General features: G+C 68.7%; 11 protein-coding genes. All 11 read right to left on the reverse strand.

Annotated elements, in window-relative coordinates:
* Positions 1–5: 5 nt before the first annotated feature.
* The 11 genes from AC3IF3_RS08160 to AC3IF3_RS08210 all read right to left on the reverse strand — a co-directional run bounded on the left by AC3IF3_RS08160 (position 6) and on the right by AC3IF3_RS08210 (position 13,457).
* A complete protein-coding gene (locus tag AC3IF3_RS08160; RefSeq protein WP_489215117.1) occupies positions 6–923 on the reverse strand; it encodes a LysR family transcriptional regulator in 918 nt (305 codons plus the stop codon).
* A 96-nt stretch (positions 924–1,019) separates the two neighbouring features.
* Positions 1,020–2,681 (reverse strand): OFA family MFS transporter, encoded by a 1,662-nt coding sequence (locus tag AC3IF3_RS08165; protein WP_489228184.1) that lies wholly within the window; start codon positions 2,679–2,681, stop codon positions 1,020–1,022.
* Between the two features lie 568 nt (positions 2,682–3,249).
* Positions 3,250–3,543 carry a formate dehydrogenase subunit delta gene (locus AC3IF3_RS08170; RefSeq protein ID WP_243969015.1) on the reverse strand — a complete coding sequence of 98 codons (294 nt, stop codon included), beginning with the start codon at positions 3,541–3,543 and terminating at the stop codon, positions 3,250–3,252.
* 4 nt (positions 3,544–3,547) lie between these two features.
* Positions 3,548–6,409 carry a formate dehydrogenase subunit alpha gene (gene fdhF, locus AC3IF3_RS08175; protein WP_489228186.1) on the reverse strand — a complete coding sequence of 954 codons (2,862 nt, stop codon included), beginning with the start codon at positions 6,407–6,409 and terminating at the stop codon, positions 3,548–3,550.
* 9 nt (positions 6,410–6,418) lie between these two features.
* Positions 6,419–7,978: a formate dehydrogenase beta subunit gene (locus AC3IF3_RS08180; protein WP_489228188.1), complete on the reverse strand. Its 1,560-nt coding sequence runs from the start codon at positions 7,976–7,978 to the stop codon at positions 6,419–6,421.
* Positions 7,975–8,448, reverse strand: a complete 474-nt coding sequence (locus tag AC3IF3_RS08185) for a formate dehydrogenase subunit gamma (RefSeq protein ID WP_243969009.1) — start codon at positions 8,446–8,448, stop codon at positions 7,975–7,977. The genes AC3IF3_RS08180 and AC3IF3_RS08185 overlap by 4 nt, the downstream gene beginning before the upstream one ends.
* Before the next feature lie 316 nt (positions 8,449–8,764).
* Positions 8,765–9,421 (reverse strand): glutathione S-transferase family protein, encoded by a 657-nt coding sequence (locus AC3IF3_RS08190; RefSeq protein ID WP_489228189.1) that lies wholly within the window; start codon positions 9,419–9,421, stop codon positions 8,765–8,767.
* 97 nt (positions 9,422–9,518) lie between these two features.
* Positions 9,519–9,932, reverse strand: a complete 414-nt coding sequence (locus tag AC3IF3_RS08195; RefSeq protein ID WP_243969031.1) for a cytochrome c-type biogenesis protein — start codon at positions 9,930–9,932, stop codon at positions 9,519–9,521.
* Between the two features lie 242 nt (positions 9,933–10,174).
* Positions 10,175–12,175 carry a heme lyase CcmF/NrfE family subunit gene (locus AC3IF3_RS08200; RefSeq protein ID WP_489228191.1) on the reverse strand — a complete coding sequence of 667 codons (2,001 nt, stop codon included), beginning with the start codon at positions 12,173–12,175 and terminating at the stop codon, positions 10,175–10,177.
* 10 nt (positions 12,176–12,185) lie between these two features.
* The gene (gene ccmE / locus AC3IF3_RS08205; protein ID WP_243969004.1) at positions 12,186–12,689 is read right to left on the reverse strand and encodes a cytochrome c maturation protein CcmE; all 504 of its coding nucleotides are present in this window, start codon (positions 12,687–12,689) and stop codon (positions 12,186–12,188) included.
* Positions 12,690–12,881: 192 nt separating this feature from the next.
* On the reverse strand, positions 12,882–13,457 hold the full coding sequence (locus tag AC3IF3_RS08210) for a GNAT family N-acetyltransferase (protein ID WP_489228192.1): 576 nt from the start codon (positions 13,455–13,457) through the stop codon (positions 12,882–12,884).
* Positions 13,458–13,590: the final 133 nt, after the last annotated feature.

Consider the following 13,590-nt stretch of genomic DNA (forward strand, 5'->3'; position numbering starts at 1 on the left):
GCCGGTCAGACCGAGCCGGATCCCGCCAACTCCGGATCGAGGGTGCGCGCCAGCGACCGGGCGACGGCCACGAGGGCGGTCACCATCGGAGTCGAGGGTTCGCGCCGCGGCGCGACGAGGCCGATCGTGTGCTCCAGGTCCGGGGCGGTGATCGGGATGGCGCGCACACCCTCCATGGGTCCGAGGGCGTCGACCAGGATCTCCGGCATGATCGAGGCCCAGCGCAGGGTGCGCACATGGGTCAGGAGCACGATCATCGAGTTCGATTCGAGGGTCGCGGCGGGCTCGGCCCCCGATTCCCGGATCTGATGGTCGATGATCCGCCGGTTCTGCATGTTCGGGGTGAGCAGGCAGAGCGGCAGGCGGCCGGTCTCGGCCCAGGTCACGCTCGCGCGGCCGTCGAAGGGCCCGCCGATCGCGGTCACGAGGCGGTAGCGCTCGCGGTAGAGCGGCACCGAGACCACGCGCCCGAGGGGCTCGTTGTCCAGGTAGGTGAGGCCGGCATCCGCCTCCAGGTTCTCGATCAGCGAGAAGATGTCGGCCGAGGCTGCGGATTCGACCGTCAGGCGCACGTCCGGATGGCGCTCGCGATAGGGCGTGGTGAGATCGACGATCATCGGCAGGGCGGTGGGGATCGCGGCGATGCGCAGATGCCCGGTCAGGCCCCGGCGCAGGCCAGTGACCTCCTCGTGCATGGCCCGGGCATCGGCCACGATCCGCCGCGCCCATGCGAGGACCCGCTCGCCCTCGGGGGTGAAGCCCTGGAAGCGCGAGCCGCGCAGCACGAGCTGGACGCCGAAGCGGTTCTCCAGCTGCTTCACGCCGGCCGAGAGGGTCTGCTGGGTCACCCCGCAGGCCTCGGCGGCATGGCCGAAATGCTGCTCGCGGGCGAGCGCGAGCAGGAAGTCCAGCTTGTCGATCACCAAGAGGCATTCCGAACGGCGCAGGCCGGCACGGCGCAGCACGCTGGAGCGTAGCGACCCGCCGCCCGAGCCACAACAGGCGGCGGATCCGGGCGCTCAGCGGAACAGGATGAACGCCTTCGACAGGGTGATGCCGATGCCCCAGACGATCGGGATGCCGACCACGGCCCAGGCCAGGGCGCCCGCCGGGGAGAACCCGCCGCGGCCGATGCCGAAGGAACCGGACGGCCCGGCCGCCGCGGCGCCGGCGCGGACGTCGAGGGCGGCGCGCTCCGAATCGGACATGAACCACCGGCTGGCCAGCGGGCGGACGAGCAGGTTGCAGACGAAGCCGACGGCGAGGAAGCCGGCGAGCACGTACATGGTCCGCCCGTAGAGATCCGCGCCCTGGACGCCGGCCGCCGCCTGGGCCTCGCGGATCTTGGTGATCACGAACGGCCCGACGATGCCCGCCGTCGACCACGCGGTCAGCAGGCGGCCGTGGATCGCGCCCACGAACTGCGTGCCGAACACGTCGGCGAGATAGGCCGGGACCGTGGCGAAGCCGCCGCCATACATGGACAGGATCACGCAGAAGATCCCCACGAACAGGGCCTGCGAGCCGATCCCCGCCGCCCAGGGCGCGGCCGCGTAGAGCAGGCCGCCCAGCGCGAAGAAGGTCGCGTAGGTCAGCTTGCGGCCGATCCGGTCCGACATGGAGGCCCAGAAGAACCGGCCCAGGATGTTGAACAGGGACAGCAGCCCGACGAAGCCGACCGCGATCGCCGCGACCTGCGCCTTCTGGCCGGGATCGAGCGCCGCGAAGCCGGTGCCCGGCAGGCCGATCAGCGAGCCCCCGAAGATCTCCTGGAGCATCGGCGAGGCGAGCGCCAGGACGCCGATGCCGGCGGACACGTTGAGGCACAGGACCAGCCAGATCATCCAGAACTGCAGGGTCCTGTGCGCGTCCCGAAGATGGACGTGGCCCGAGGCGATCATGGCGCTCTTGGAGGCGGCCGGTGTCCAGTCGTCCGGGCGCCATCCGGCCGGCGGCACCCGGTAGCCGAAGGCGCCGCCCAGCATGAACACGACGTAGCCCAGGCCCATCACGGCCAGCGTCTGCCAGACCCCGACCGAATCGGGGCTGCGAAACGTCTTGATCAGGCCGTCGGCCAGCGGGGAACCGATCATCGCGCCGCCGCCGAAGCCCATGATCGCCATGCCGGTGGCCATGCCGCGGCGGTCGGGGAACCACTTGATCAGCGTCGAGACCGGCGAGATGTAGCCGAGGCCGAGCCCGATGCCGCCGATCAGGCCCATGCCGAGCCAGACCAGCCAGAGCTGGTGGAGGTAGACGCCGAGGGCGCCGATCAGGAAGCCGCCGCCCCAGCACAAGGCTGCCACGATGCCGGCCTTGCGTGGGCCGGCCCGCTCCAGCCAGCCGCCGAACAGGGCCGCGGACAGGCCGAGCACGACGATGCCGATCGAGAAGACCGTGACGAGGTCGCTGACGCGCCAGTCGCAGGTGGTGGTGAACAGGGCGGTCATCACGCCCATGTCGGGACAGGCGGCCGGCGCGGGCTTGCCGACCGAGAGGGCCCGGGTCAGCGGCAGCCAGAACACCGACAGGCCGTAGGCCATGCCGATGCAGAGATGGATCGCCAGCGCCGCCGGCGGCACCAGCCACCGGTTGAAGCCCGGCTTGGCGACGATCCGCTCCCGCGACAGCAGACCCGGCGTATCGCCGGGTGCGACCACACCCGCCACTCCAGCACCCATGATTCACTCCCCGCGGCGATCACGTCGATGGACCGCTCGATGCCGCAGGATGCGCGATCTGTGTACACGGTGCTAGCGCGATGCACGCTGAGTGGACAGATTTCCTCTCAAACTGCGCAATCTGTAGGCGAACCGCTCCGCGACGAAGATTGCCCGAGGGGGAGCCCGCGATCTGCCGCAACCTCGAAGGCTCCGCTACAGCACACGCCAGCGACCGGTAAAGCGGCGACCGGACGAGTCCCGTCCCCCCTCCTCATCCTGAGGTGACCGCGTCAGCGGGGCTCGACGGAGGGCCCCAGGGATCGCCGTGGCGTGTGGAGGGCTCCTTCGAGGCCTGCGCTACGCTCCGCGGCACCTCAGGATGAGGTCGAGGGCTGGACATCCGATCCGAGCCGTCTCGATTCGTGCCGTGGACCGTGGGCTCCCGCATATCGGGTCAGCCCTTCATGCGAGACCGGCAGCCGAAGCGTTCCCTACGCGCCGGCACGATGAAAAAGCCCCGGCGCCCGCAGGATCCGGGCACCGGGGTCGCGATCACAACCACGCCGTGACGTCTTTGCCGGCCGCGTCAGCCGGCGTCGCTGGCGCCTTCGCCGAGCTTCTGCGGGTCGCGGGTCGCCGAGCGCACCGGGCTCTCGGCCTGAGGCTCGGCGCCGCGCAGGGCCCGCTGCACGAGATCGTCGGCCCGGTCACCCATCGCCGGCAGGGCGGCTTCGAGCCTCGAGACCATCTTGGGCGTCCAGAAGGCCACGATATGCTTGTGTATTCCGGCCACCGCCTCCTCCTCCGGGTAGGACCGGAAGAAGGTGGCGATCTGGTTGGCCATGCGGAGGAGCTTGTCCTCCTGGGTCTGCGCGCTCATCGCCTCACTCCGCCGCGTCGAGGCGCTGGGCGATGCGCGTCAGCGAGAAATCCTCCTCGTAGAACTGCGCCTGCCAGTCGGACGGCCGGTTGGTCCGCCGGACCTGTACCGCCGTCACCTTGTATTCGGGGCAGTTGGTCGCCCAATCCGAGAAGTCGGTGGTGATGACGTTGGCGCCGGTCTTGGCGTGGTGGAAGGTCGTGTAGACCACGCCGGGCTGCATCCGTTCCGAGACCTTGGCCTTCAACGCGATGTCGCCCGAACGGCTCTCCAGGGACACAAGGTCGCCGTCCACGACGCCGCGCAGCTCGGCGTCGAACGGGTGGATCTCCAGCACGTCTTCCTCGTGCCAGCGCGAGTTCTCGGTGCGCCGGGTCTGCGCACCGACATTGTACTGGGACAGGATCCGGCCCGTGGTGAGGATCAGCGGGAACTTCGCCCCCGTCCGCTCCTCGGTGGCCACGAACTCGGTGATCATGAACCGGCCCTTGCCGCGGACGAACCGGTCCACGTGCATCATGGGCGTGCCCAGCGGCGCCTTCTCGTTGCAGGGCCACTGCACCGACCCGAGTTCGTCAAGCTTGGCGTAGGACACGCCGGTAAAGCTCGGCGTCAGGCCGGCGATCTCGTCCATGATTTCGGACGGGTGGCTGTATTCCATCTTGTAGCCCAGCGCGTTGGAGAGCAGCACCGTGCCCTCCCAGTCGCCGTAGCCGCCGAGCGGCGCCATGACCTTGCGGACCCGCGAGATGCGGCGCTCGGCGTTGGTGAAGGTGCCGTCCTTCTCGAGGAACGAGGCGCCCGGCAGGAACACGTGGGCGTATTTGGCGGTCTCGTTCAGGAACAGGTCCTGGATGACGATGCACTCCATCGCCATCAGGCCCGCGGTGACGTGGTGCGTGTCGGGGTCGGACTGGGCGATGTCCTCGCCCTGGATGTACATCCCCTTGAACGCGCCCTCGACGGCCTCGTCCAGCATGTTGGTGATGCGCAGGCCCGGCGCACCGTCGAGCTTGGCGCCCCACAGGGCCTCGAAGCTCTCGCGGGTGGCGTCGTCCGAGACGTGGCGGTAGCCGGTGAGCTCGTGCGGGAACGAGCCCATGTCGCAGGAGCCCTGGACGTTGTTCTGGCCGCGCAGCGGGTTCACGCCGGCGCCGAGCTTGCCAATGTTGCCGGTGGCCATGGCGATGTTGGCCATGCCCATGACCATGGTCGAGCCCTGGCTGTGCTCGGTGACACCCAGCCCATAGTAGATGCCGGCCGCGCCGCCCGTGGCGTAGAGCCGGGCCGCCCCGCGGACCTCCGCCGGGTCCAGGCCGGTGAATTGCTGCTGGTTCTCCGGGGAGTGGCGGTCCTCGGCGATGAACCGGGCCCAGGACTCGAACTCGGCGAGGTCGCAGCGCTCGCGGATATAGGCCTCGTCGACCAGACCCTCGGTGACGATCACGTGCGCCAGCGAGTTGATGAAGGCGACGTTGGAGCCGGGCTTCAGCGGCAGGTGGAAGTCGGCCTTGATGTGGGGCGACTTCACGAGGTCGATCTTGCGCGGGTCCGCGACGATGAGCTTGGCGCCTTGCCGGAGGCGCTTCTTCATCCGCGAGCCGAAGACCGGATGGCCATCGGTCGGGTTGGCGCCGATCACCAGGATCACGTCGGAATTCTCGACCGACTTGAAGTCCTGGGTGCCGGCCGAGGTGCCGAGCGTCGACATCAGGCCGTAGCCGGTCGGCGAATGACAGACGCGGGCGCAGGTATCGACGTTGTTGTTGCCGAAGGCGGCGCGCACGAGCTTCTGGACGAGGTAGGCCTCCTCGTTGGTGCAGCGCGACGAGGTGATGCCGCCGACCGAATCCTTGCCGTACTTGGCCTGGATCCGCTTGAATTCGCTCGCGGCGCGATCGATCGCCTCCTCCCAGGAGACTTCGCGCCACGGATCCGTGATCTTCTCGCGGATCATCGGCTTGGTGATGCGGTCCTTGTGGGTGGCGTAGCCGTAGGCGAAGCGGCCCTTGACGCAGCTATGGCCCTCATTGGCCTTGCCGCCCTTGTAGGGAACCATACGGACGACGCGCTCGCCCTGCATCTCAGCCTTGAACGAACAGCCGACGCCGCAATAGGCGCAGGTCGTGACCTCCGCGTGCTCGGGCTGGCCGAATTCGTGGATCGATTTTTCCTGGAGCGTCGCGGTCGGGCAGGCCTGCACGCAGGCGCCGCACGAGACACACTCGGATTCGAAAAAGTTGGTCGGGCCGGCCGCCACGCGGCTGTCGAAGCCGCGCCCCGCGATGGTCAGCGCGAAGGTGCCCTGCACCTCCTCGCAGGCGCGGACGCAGCGGTTGCAGACGATGCACTTCGACGGGTCGTAGGTGAAGTACGGGTTCGACTCGTCCTTCGGCAGGTATTTTTCCGCGGTCGGGGCGACGTGGTTGTCGCCCTCGTAGCCGTAGCGCACGTCGCGCAGGCCGACGACGCCCGCCATGTCCTGCAGCTCGCAATCGCCGTTGGCCGCGCAGGTCAGGCAGGTCAGCGGGTGATCGGAGATGTAGAGCTCCATCACGCCCTTGCGGAGCTTGGCGAGCTTCTCGTTCTGCGTGTGCACCACCATACCGTTCTCGGCCGGGGTCGTGCAGGAGGCCGGCGTGCCGCGCCGTCCCTCGATCTCCACGAGGCAGAGGCGGCAGGAGCCGAAGGGCTCCAGCGAGTCGGTGGCGCAGAGCTTCGGGATCTGCGTGCCGGCATGCATCGCCGCCGCCATCACCGAAGTGCCGGCCGGAACCGTCACGCTCATGCCGTCGATCGTCAGGGTGACGGTCTGCTCCGCCACGCGGATCGGCGTGCCGTAGTCGATCTCTTTGATGAGGGCCATGGCGCTACCTCACTCGGCCGCCGCAGGCAGCGAGCCCGCGCGGCGAAAATCCTCGGGAAAGTGGGTGATCGCGCTCATCACGGGCATCGGCGTGAGCCCACCCATGGCGCAGAGCGACCCGTCGGTCATGACCTCGCAGAGGTCCGCGACCAGCTTCAGGTTCGCCTCCGGCCGGATGCCGGCGATCACCTTGTCCATCGTCTCGACGCCCCGGGTCGCACCGATGCGGCACGGGGTGCACTTGCCGCACGACTCGGTCGCGCAGAACTCGAAGGCGAAGCGGGCCTGGCTCGCCATGTCAACGGTGTCGTCGAACACGACGATGCCGCCATGGCCGACGAGGCCCTTCTGGGCCGCCATCGCCTCGTAATCCAGCGGCGTGTCGAGCAGGTGATCGGGGAAGTAGGCCCCGAGCGGCCCGCCGACCTGCACGGCCCGGACCGGCCGGCCCGATCGGGTGCCCCCGCCGAACTCCTCGATCACCTGCCGCAGGGTGATGCCGAAGGCCATCTCGATCAGGCCGCCGTGCTTGACGTTGCCGGCGAGCTGGATCGGCAGGGTGCCGAGGGAGCGGCCCATGCCGTAATCGGCATAGGCCTGGGCGCCATGCTCCAGGATCCACGGCACGGCCGTGAAGGTCATGACGTTGTTGACCAGCGTCGGCTTGCCCAGAAAGCCCTTGAGCGCCGGGATCGGCGGCTTGGCCCGGACGATGCCGCGCTTGCCCTCTAAGCTCTCCAGCAGCGAGGTCTCCTCGCCGCAGATATAGGCGCCGGCCCCCAGCCGCACCTCCAGGTGGAATTTTTTGCCCGAACCCAGGATGTCGTGGCCGAGAACGCCGGCGTCGATACCGTTGGCGATCGCTTCCTTCAGCGTCGCGAACGCCTGCGGATACTCCGAGCGCAGGTAGATGTAGCCGCGGGTGGCGCCGGTCGCGATCCCGGCGATGGTCATGCCCTCGATGAGGTTGAAGGGGTCACCCTCCATCATCATCCGGTCGGCGAAGGTGCCGGAATCGCCCTCGTCGGCGTTGCAGACGACGTATTTCTGCTCGCCCTTGGCGAGCATCACCGTGTTCCACTTGATGCCCGCCGGGAAGCCGGCGCCGCCCCGGCCGCGCAGGCCGGACTCGCGCACCGCCGCGACGATGCCCTCGGCGTCGAGTTTCAGCGCGGCCTCGAGGCCGAGATAGCCGCCATGGGCCCGGTAATCGTCCACGGAGACCGGATCGATCACGCCGCAGCGGTGGAAGGTCAGGCGCTGCTGCCGGGCGAGGTAGGGGATCTTTTCGGGGTCGCCGAGGCGCAGGGCGTGGTCGCCGCCCGTGGTCAGACCGGCGTCGAGCAGGGCGTCGACGTCCTCGATCTTCACCGGGCCGTAGGCGATCCGCCCCTCCGGCGTGCCGACCTCGACCATCGGCTCCAGCCAGGTCAGGCCCCGGGAGCCGGTGCGCACGATGGTGACGTCGAGGCCGCGGCGCTCGGCGCCGGCGAACAGGGCGCGGGCGACCTTGTTGGCGCCGAGGCCGAGGGCGACGGCGTCGCGGGGAACGTAGAGCGTGACGCTCACTGGCGCACCTCCGTCAGGGCAGCTTCGAGGGCGTCGGCGGTCAGGTGCGCCAGGGGCTCACCGTCCACCAAAGCGGCGGGGCCGTTGGCGCAGAGGCCGAGGCAGTAGACCGGCTCGACCGTGGCGCCGCCATCGGCGGTGGTTTCGTGCCAGCCGCAGCCGAGGCGGCCGAGGATCTCCCGGTGGAGCTTGTCCGAACCCATGGCCTGGCAGGCCTCGGCCCGGCACAGCTTCACCTCGTGGCGGCCGGCCGGATGCGCGCGGAAGTCGTGGTAGAAGGTGACGCAGCCATGCACCTCGGCGCGCGACAGGTTCAGCGCCTCCGCGATCAGCGGCACGGCCCCCTGGTCGACGTAGCCGAAGGTCTCCTGCAGCGCGTGCAGGATCGGCAGCGTCGCCCCTTCGAGATGGGTATGTTCGGCGATGATCCCGGTGGCGCGTTCCGCGCTCCAGGGCTCGTGACGCGCCATGATTTCCAACCCAGTCTGTTCCTTTTCTAATGCGAAGAGGAACAGAAATGCCGGTCGGCTTCAATCGTGCTGTCCGGTCGCTCGACAAAGGACGCCTGTCGAACTGTCACCTGCCGTACGGTCGCAGCAAGGGCGTCGGTAAATGGCTGTCGGAGAACGCGTTCTTAGAACCTTCCGATCGCCGGAGAAACGTTCTTGCGCTGCAACATGATTTTGTGCCCTGCAAGAAATTGCATGCTGTCCCGTAGGCTCGCCGTCCCGCGGTGACGCTGCACGCACCGGGAGCGCCCCGGGCCGCGCCCATCGGGCCGCCGGTTCAGAACTCCATTTCCAGCTCTTCGATCTCGTCCGGCTCGTCGGCGGCGGCCTCGGCCCACTCGACCATCAGCGGCCAGTGCAGGATCGTGTCGCGATAGGCGGCGGCGCGGGGCGGCAGGGCGACGTCGTAGGTCCGGAAGCGCGTGCAGACCGGGGCGTACAGGGCATCGGCCAGGCCGGGCCGGGCGCCGAACAGGTACGGCCCCTCGTAGCGGTCGAGGCAGTCGTCGAAGATCGTGCAGATGCGGTCGATATCGGCCTTCGCGCCGTTGAACACCCGGAAGCCCGGGTGGAAGGCGCGCAGGTTCATCGGCAGGGCCGAGCGCAGGTTCACGAAGCCGGAATGCATCTCGCCGGAAATCGAGCGGCAATGGGCCCGCTCCGCGACGCTGCCGGGCAGGAAGCCGGCCTCCGGGAAGGTCTCGGCAAGATATTCGGCGATGGCCAGCGTGTCCCAGACGACCACGTCGCCGTGGCGCAGGCGCGGCACGAGGAAGGACGGCGACAGGTGCAGCAACTCCGCCCGGCTGCCGGCATCGGCGCCGGACAGGACCTCCGTCTCGAAATCGAGCCCGGCCATCCGGCAGATCAGCCAGCCCCGCAGGGACCAGGAGGAGTAGTTGCGGCTCGAGATGGTGAGCGTAGCAGCCGTCATCGTCCTGCCCCCGGGCACGTCGCCGATCCTGCGGTCTGCGATCCCCGATCCAAGACTTGTGCCGCCCGATGCCGGCGAATCGCGACCCGGCCCGAGTCTACTCCCGCCGCAGCAGCGCGGCGACCTCCGCCTCCTCGGCGGGCGACAGGGTCCGGACCGGCGCGGCTGGCCGGCGGCGCGCGAGGCGCCAGAGGCCGAAGCCGCCGAGCAGGACCGCCAGCACCGGCGTCAGCCACAGCAGCAGCGTGTGCAGGGCGAAGACCGGCCGCAGCAGCACGAACTCGCCGTAGCGCGCGACGACGTAGTCCAGCACCGCCCGGTCGCTGTCGCCCGTCTGCAGGCGCTCGCGCACGATCAGGCGCAGATCCTTGGCCAGCGGCGCGTCGGAATCGTCGATCGACTGGTTCTGGCAGACGAGGCAGCGCAGCTCGGCGGAGATCTCCCGGGCCCGGTGCTCCAGGGCGGAGTCCTTCAGCACCTCGTCGGGCTGGACCGCGTGGGCGGGGGTGATGAGCGCGAGGGCCGCAAAGACCGCGAAAGCGAAACGGACCCGCGCGCTCTTCCCTCCCCCCTCCGCGGGGGAGGGTACCCGGCGAAGCAGGGGGGGAGAGGGGCAGCGCGACGGTACAGGATGAGGCTTCCGGTGCGACATCTCCGGATACGGTGCTCCCCTCTCCCGACCCGGCCAGACGGCCGGCCCACCCTCCCCCGCAGAGGGGGGAGGGAAAACCGCGTCGGCCATCATGTCCGCCCTCACTCGGCCGGCACCGCGGCGGGGAGAGGCCGGGCCTTCGCCTTGGCGGGGACGCCCACGCGCATCCGGCGGTCGGTGAGCGAGAGGCCGCCGCCCAGAGCCATGACCACGGCGCCGAGCCAGATCAGCAGCACCAGCGGCTTGTAGTAGAGGCGCAGGCCGACGCCGCCGTCCTGGCCCATCTCGCCGAGGCTGGCATAGACCTGGCTCACGCCGATCGTCAGCAGGCCCGATTCCGTCACCGCCATCTTGCGGCTCGGGTAGAAGCGCTTGCCGGTCTCCACCTGCCCGACCTCGTCGCCGGCGCGCGTCCGGATCGTGAGGGTGGCGGCGGCCTCCTCGTAGTTCGGGCCCTGGCGGGGTCCGACCCGGTCGAGGGTCGCCACGTAGGGTCCCGATACCAGAGTCTGGCCAGGCTTGAGGGTCGCCAGCCCCTCGGTCGCCCAGCCCTGGGCGGCGATGCCGATCACCACCACGCCGACGCCGGCATGGGCGAGCGCGGTGCCCCAGGCCGAGCGCGGGAGGCCCGCGGCGCGGCGTCCGATCTGGCCGAGGGAGCGCGCCCGGCTCGCCCCGTAGCCCCGGGCGCGGGAGACGATCTCAAGGGCGGAGCCGATCAGCAGATAGGCGCCGAGTCCGATGCCGACCGGCGCCATGACCGGCCCGCCCCAGGTCAGGGCCAAGACTGCGAAGCCGATCGCCAGGGCCACCGCCAGGGCGGCGAACAGGCGCTGCGTGGCGGCGAGCACGTCGCCACGCTTCCAGGCCAGGGCCTGTCCGAACGGCACGATCAGCAGGAGCGGAATCGCCAGCGGCACGAAGGTGGCGTTGAAGAAGGGCGGACCGACCGTGATCTTTTCCCCGGTCAGCATCTCCAGCAGCAGCGGGTACAGGGTCCCGACCAGCACGGTGGCGCAGCCCGCCACGAGAAAGAGATTGTTGAGGACCAGCGAGCCCTCCCGGGAGATCGGCGCGAACAGCCCCCCCTGGCGCAGCAGCGGCGCCCGCCACGCGAACAGGGTCAGCGAGCCGCCGATGAACAGGATCAGGATCGCCAGGATGAAGACGCCCCGGGTCGGGTCGGTGGCGAAGGAATGGACCGAGGTGATGACGCCCGAGCGGACCAGGAAAGTCCCGATCAGCGAGAGCGAGAAGGTCAGGATCGCGAGCAGCACCGTCCAGACCTTCAGGGCGTCGCGCTTCTCCATCACCACCGTGGAGTGCAGCAGCGCCGTGCCGGCGATCCAGGGCATTAGGGAGGCGTTCTCGACGGGGTCCCAGAACCACCAGCCGCCCCAGCCGAGTTCGTAATAGGCCCAGTACGAGCCCATCGCGATGCCCAGCGTCAGGAAGCACCACGCGGTGAGCGTCCAGGGCCGCACCGCACGCGCCCAGACGGCGTCGATCCGCCCGTCGATCAGCGCAGCGACCGCGAAGGCGAAGCTGATCGAGAAGCCGACATAGCCGATGTAGAGGAGCGGCGGGTGGATCGCGAGGCCGGGATCCTGCAGCAGCGGGTTGAGGTCGTTGCCTTCCAGCGGCGCCGGGATCACCCGGCTGAACGGGTTCGAGGTCGTGATGATGAACAGCACGAACACCGCGGTGATCAGGCCCTGCACGCCCAGGGTGTTGGCGCGCAGGCGCGGCGGCACGGAATTCCTCGCCACCGCCACGCAGGCGCCGAACAGGGTGAGGATCAAGACCCAGAGGAGCATCGAGCCCTCGTGGTTCCCCCAGACGCCGGAGATCTTGTAGATCAGCGGCTTCTGCGTGTGCGAGTTCTCGACGACGTTCTGGACCGAGAAGTCCGAGGTGACGTGCGCGTATGTGAGCGCCGCGAAGGCGAACAGCACGCAGGCGAAGGCCCCGAGCGCCGCCTGCGAGGCGGTCTGGCGGAGCGCCGGGTCCCCCGATCGCGCCGCCCAGACGGGCATCACCGTCTGGACGAGGGAGATCGCGAGCGCGAGCGCGAGCGCGAAATGGCCGGTCTCGACGATCATGCGGGGTCTCTTACCGCTCGCTGCGGGGGCCGAGGGTTTTTTCGGTCGACGCGGTGACGGCCTTCGGGCTTCCGTTGCTGCCGCCCTCCTGCCAGCGCCCCTGCGCCTTGAGCGCGTCGGCGACCTCCCGGGGCATGTACGATTCGTCGTGCTTGGCCAGGACGGTGTCGGCCCGGAACCGCCCGCCCGGCTCCAGCATGCCCTCGGCCACCACGCCCTGCCCCTCACGGAACAGGTCCGGCAGCAGACCCTTGTACTGGACCTCGACGGTGGCGTTGGTGTCGGTCACAGAAAAATCCACCGTCTGGTCGGGCCCGCGCTTGAGCGATCCGTCCTTCACGAGGCCACCGAGCCGCAGCCGGGTGCCCGGCGCGATGCCCTGGAGGGCGATGTCGGAGGGCGAGCGGAAGAACACGATCGACCCGCTCATGGCGAACAGGATCAGCCCCACGGCCAGGGCGAGCACGCTGCCGCAGGCGGCGATCAGGATCAGGCGGCGGCTCTTTCGCGTCACGTTACGTCCACCCCAGGGGATCCGGCGGGCGGATCGCCGCCCAGACCCGAACCGTTCTCATTCTATCGCATCAGGGTGTCGACCCCGCAGCGGCGTGGGTCAAGGGCAGGCATCGGGACCGATTGTCGTATCGGCCGTCGTGCGCCGCACTGCCGCGTTACGCGGAGATGCCGGTGTGACGTCGTGGTGCTCTCAACCGTCGATCGTCGCGACGTAGGGACGCAAATCGAGCCACATGATGGGCGCAATCGACGCACGGTTTTCATCCGTATCCAGCAGTGTGAACCCGTACTTGCCGTAGAAGCCGACCGACTCCGGTTTCGCATTCGTGATGAGGAAGCGACATCCTACACTGGCGCAAACGTGGTCTATCGCAATCGATATGGACAGGGATAACAAGTCCCGGCCGACCCCGCATCCGCGGGCACCATCCGCCACAGCCAGACGCGCGATTCGGATGGCCGGCTGGGTAGGATAGCGATCAGCACGCGGCTTATCGGGTATGGAATATGTCCCAGCGAAGGCGATTTCTGCGCTCATGAGGCTAATGTAGCCCAATATATAGCTAGTAATAGAATCGTTCGGAACAGCCACGTATGTCTGAGTGATCAGCTCCCGACGAGCGCGCTCGGAATCCTTTCGGAAATAAATTTTCAGCGACTCATGCTGTTTTCCAGCAAGTGCGAAGGGTAATTTGCAATCCCCTTTCTGAATCGTTCTGATGATGTATGACAGCGCGCTATTTGCCGTGCCCTCTGTGCCCTGCATCGACAGTGACCTTGCTCTGTTCGGCCATCAATCTGTGCAGTCTACGGCCTCGTTCGAGAGAGGCCAGGACGACTTGCAGCGTCTCGCTCGACGCCACTTGGCGCACAAACGTTTCCGCTTCGCGGCCAGACAA

Source organism: Methylobacterium sp. J-118, assembly GCF_057836565.1.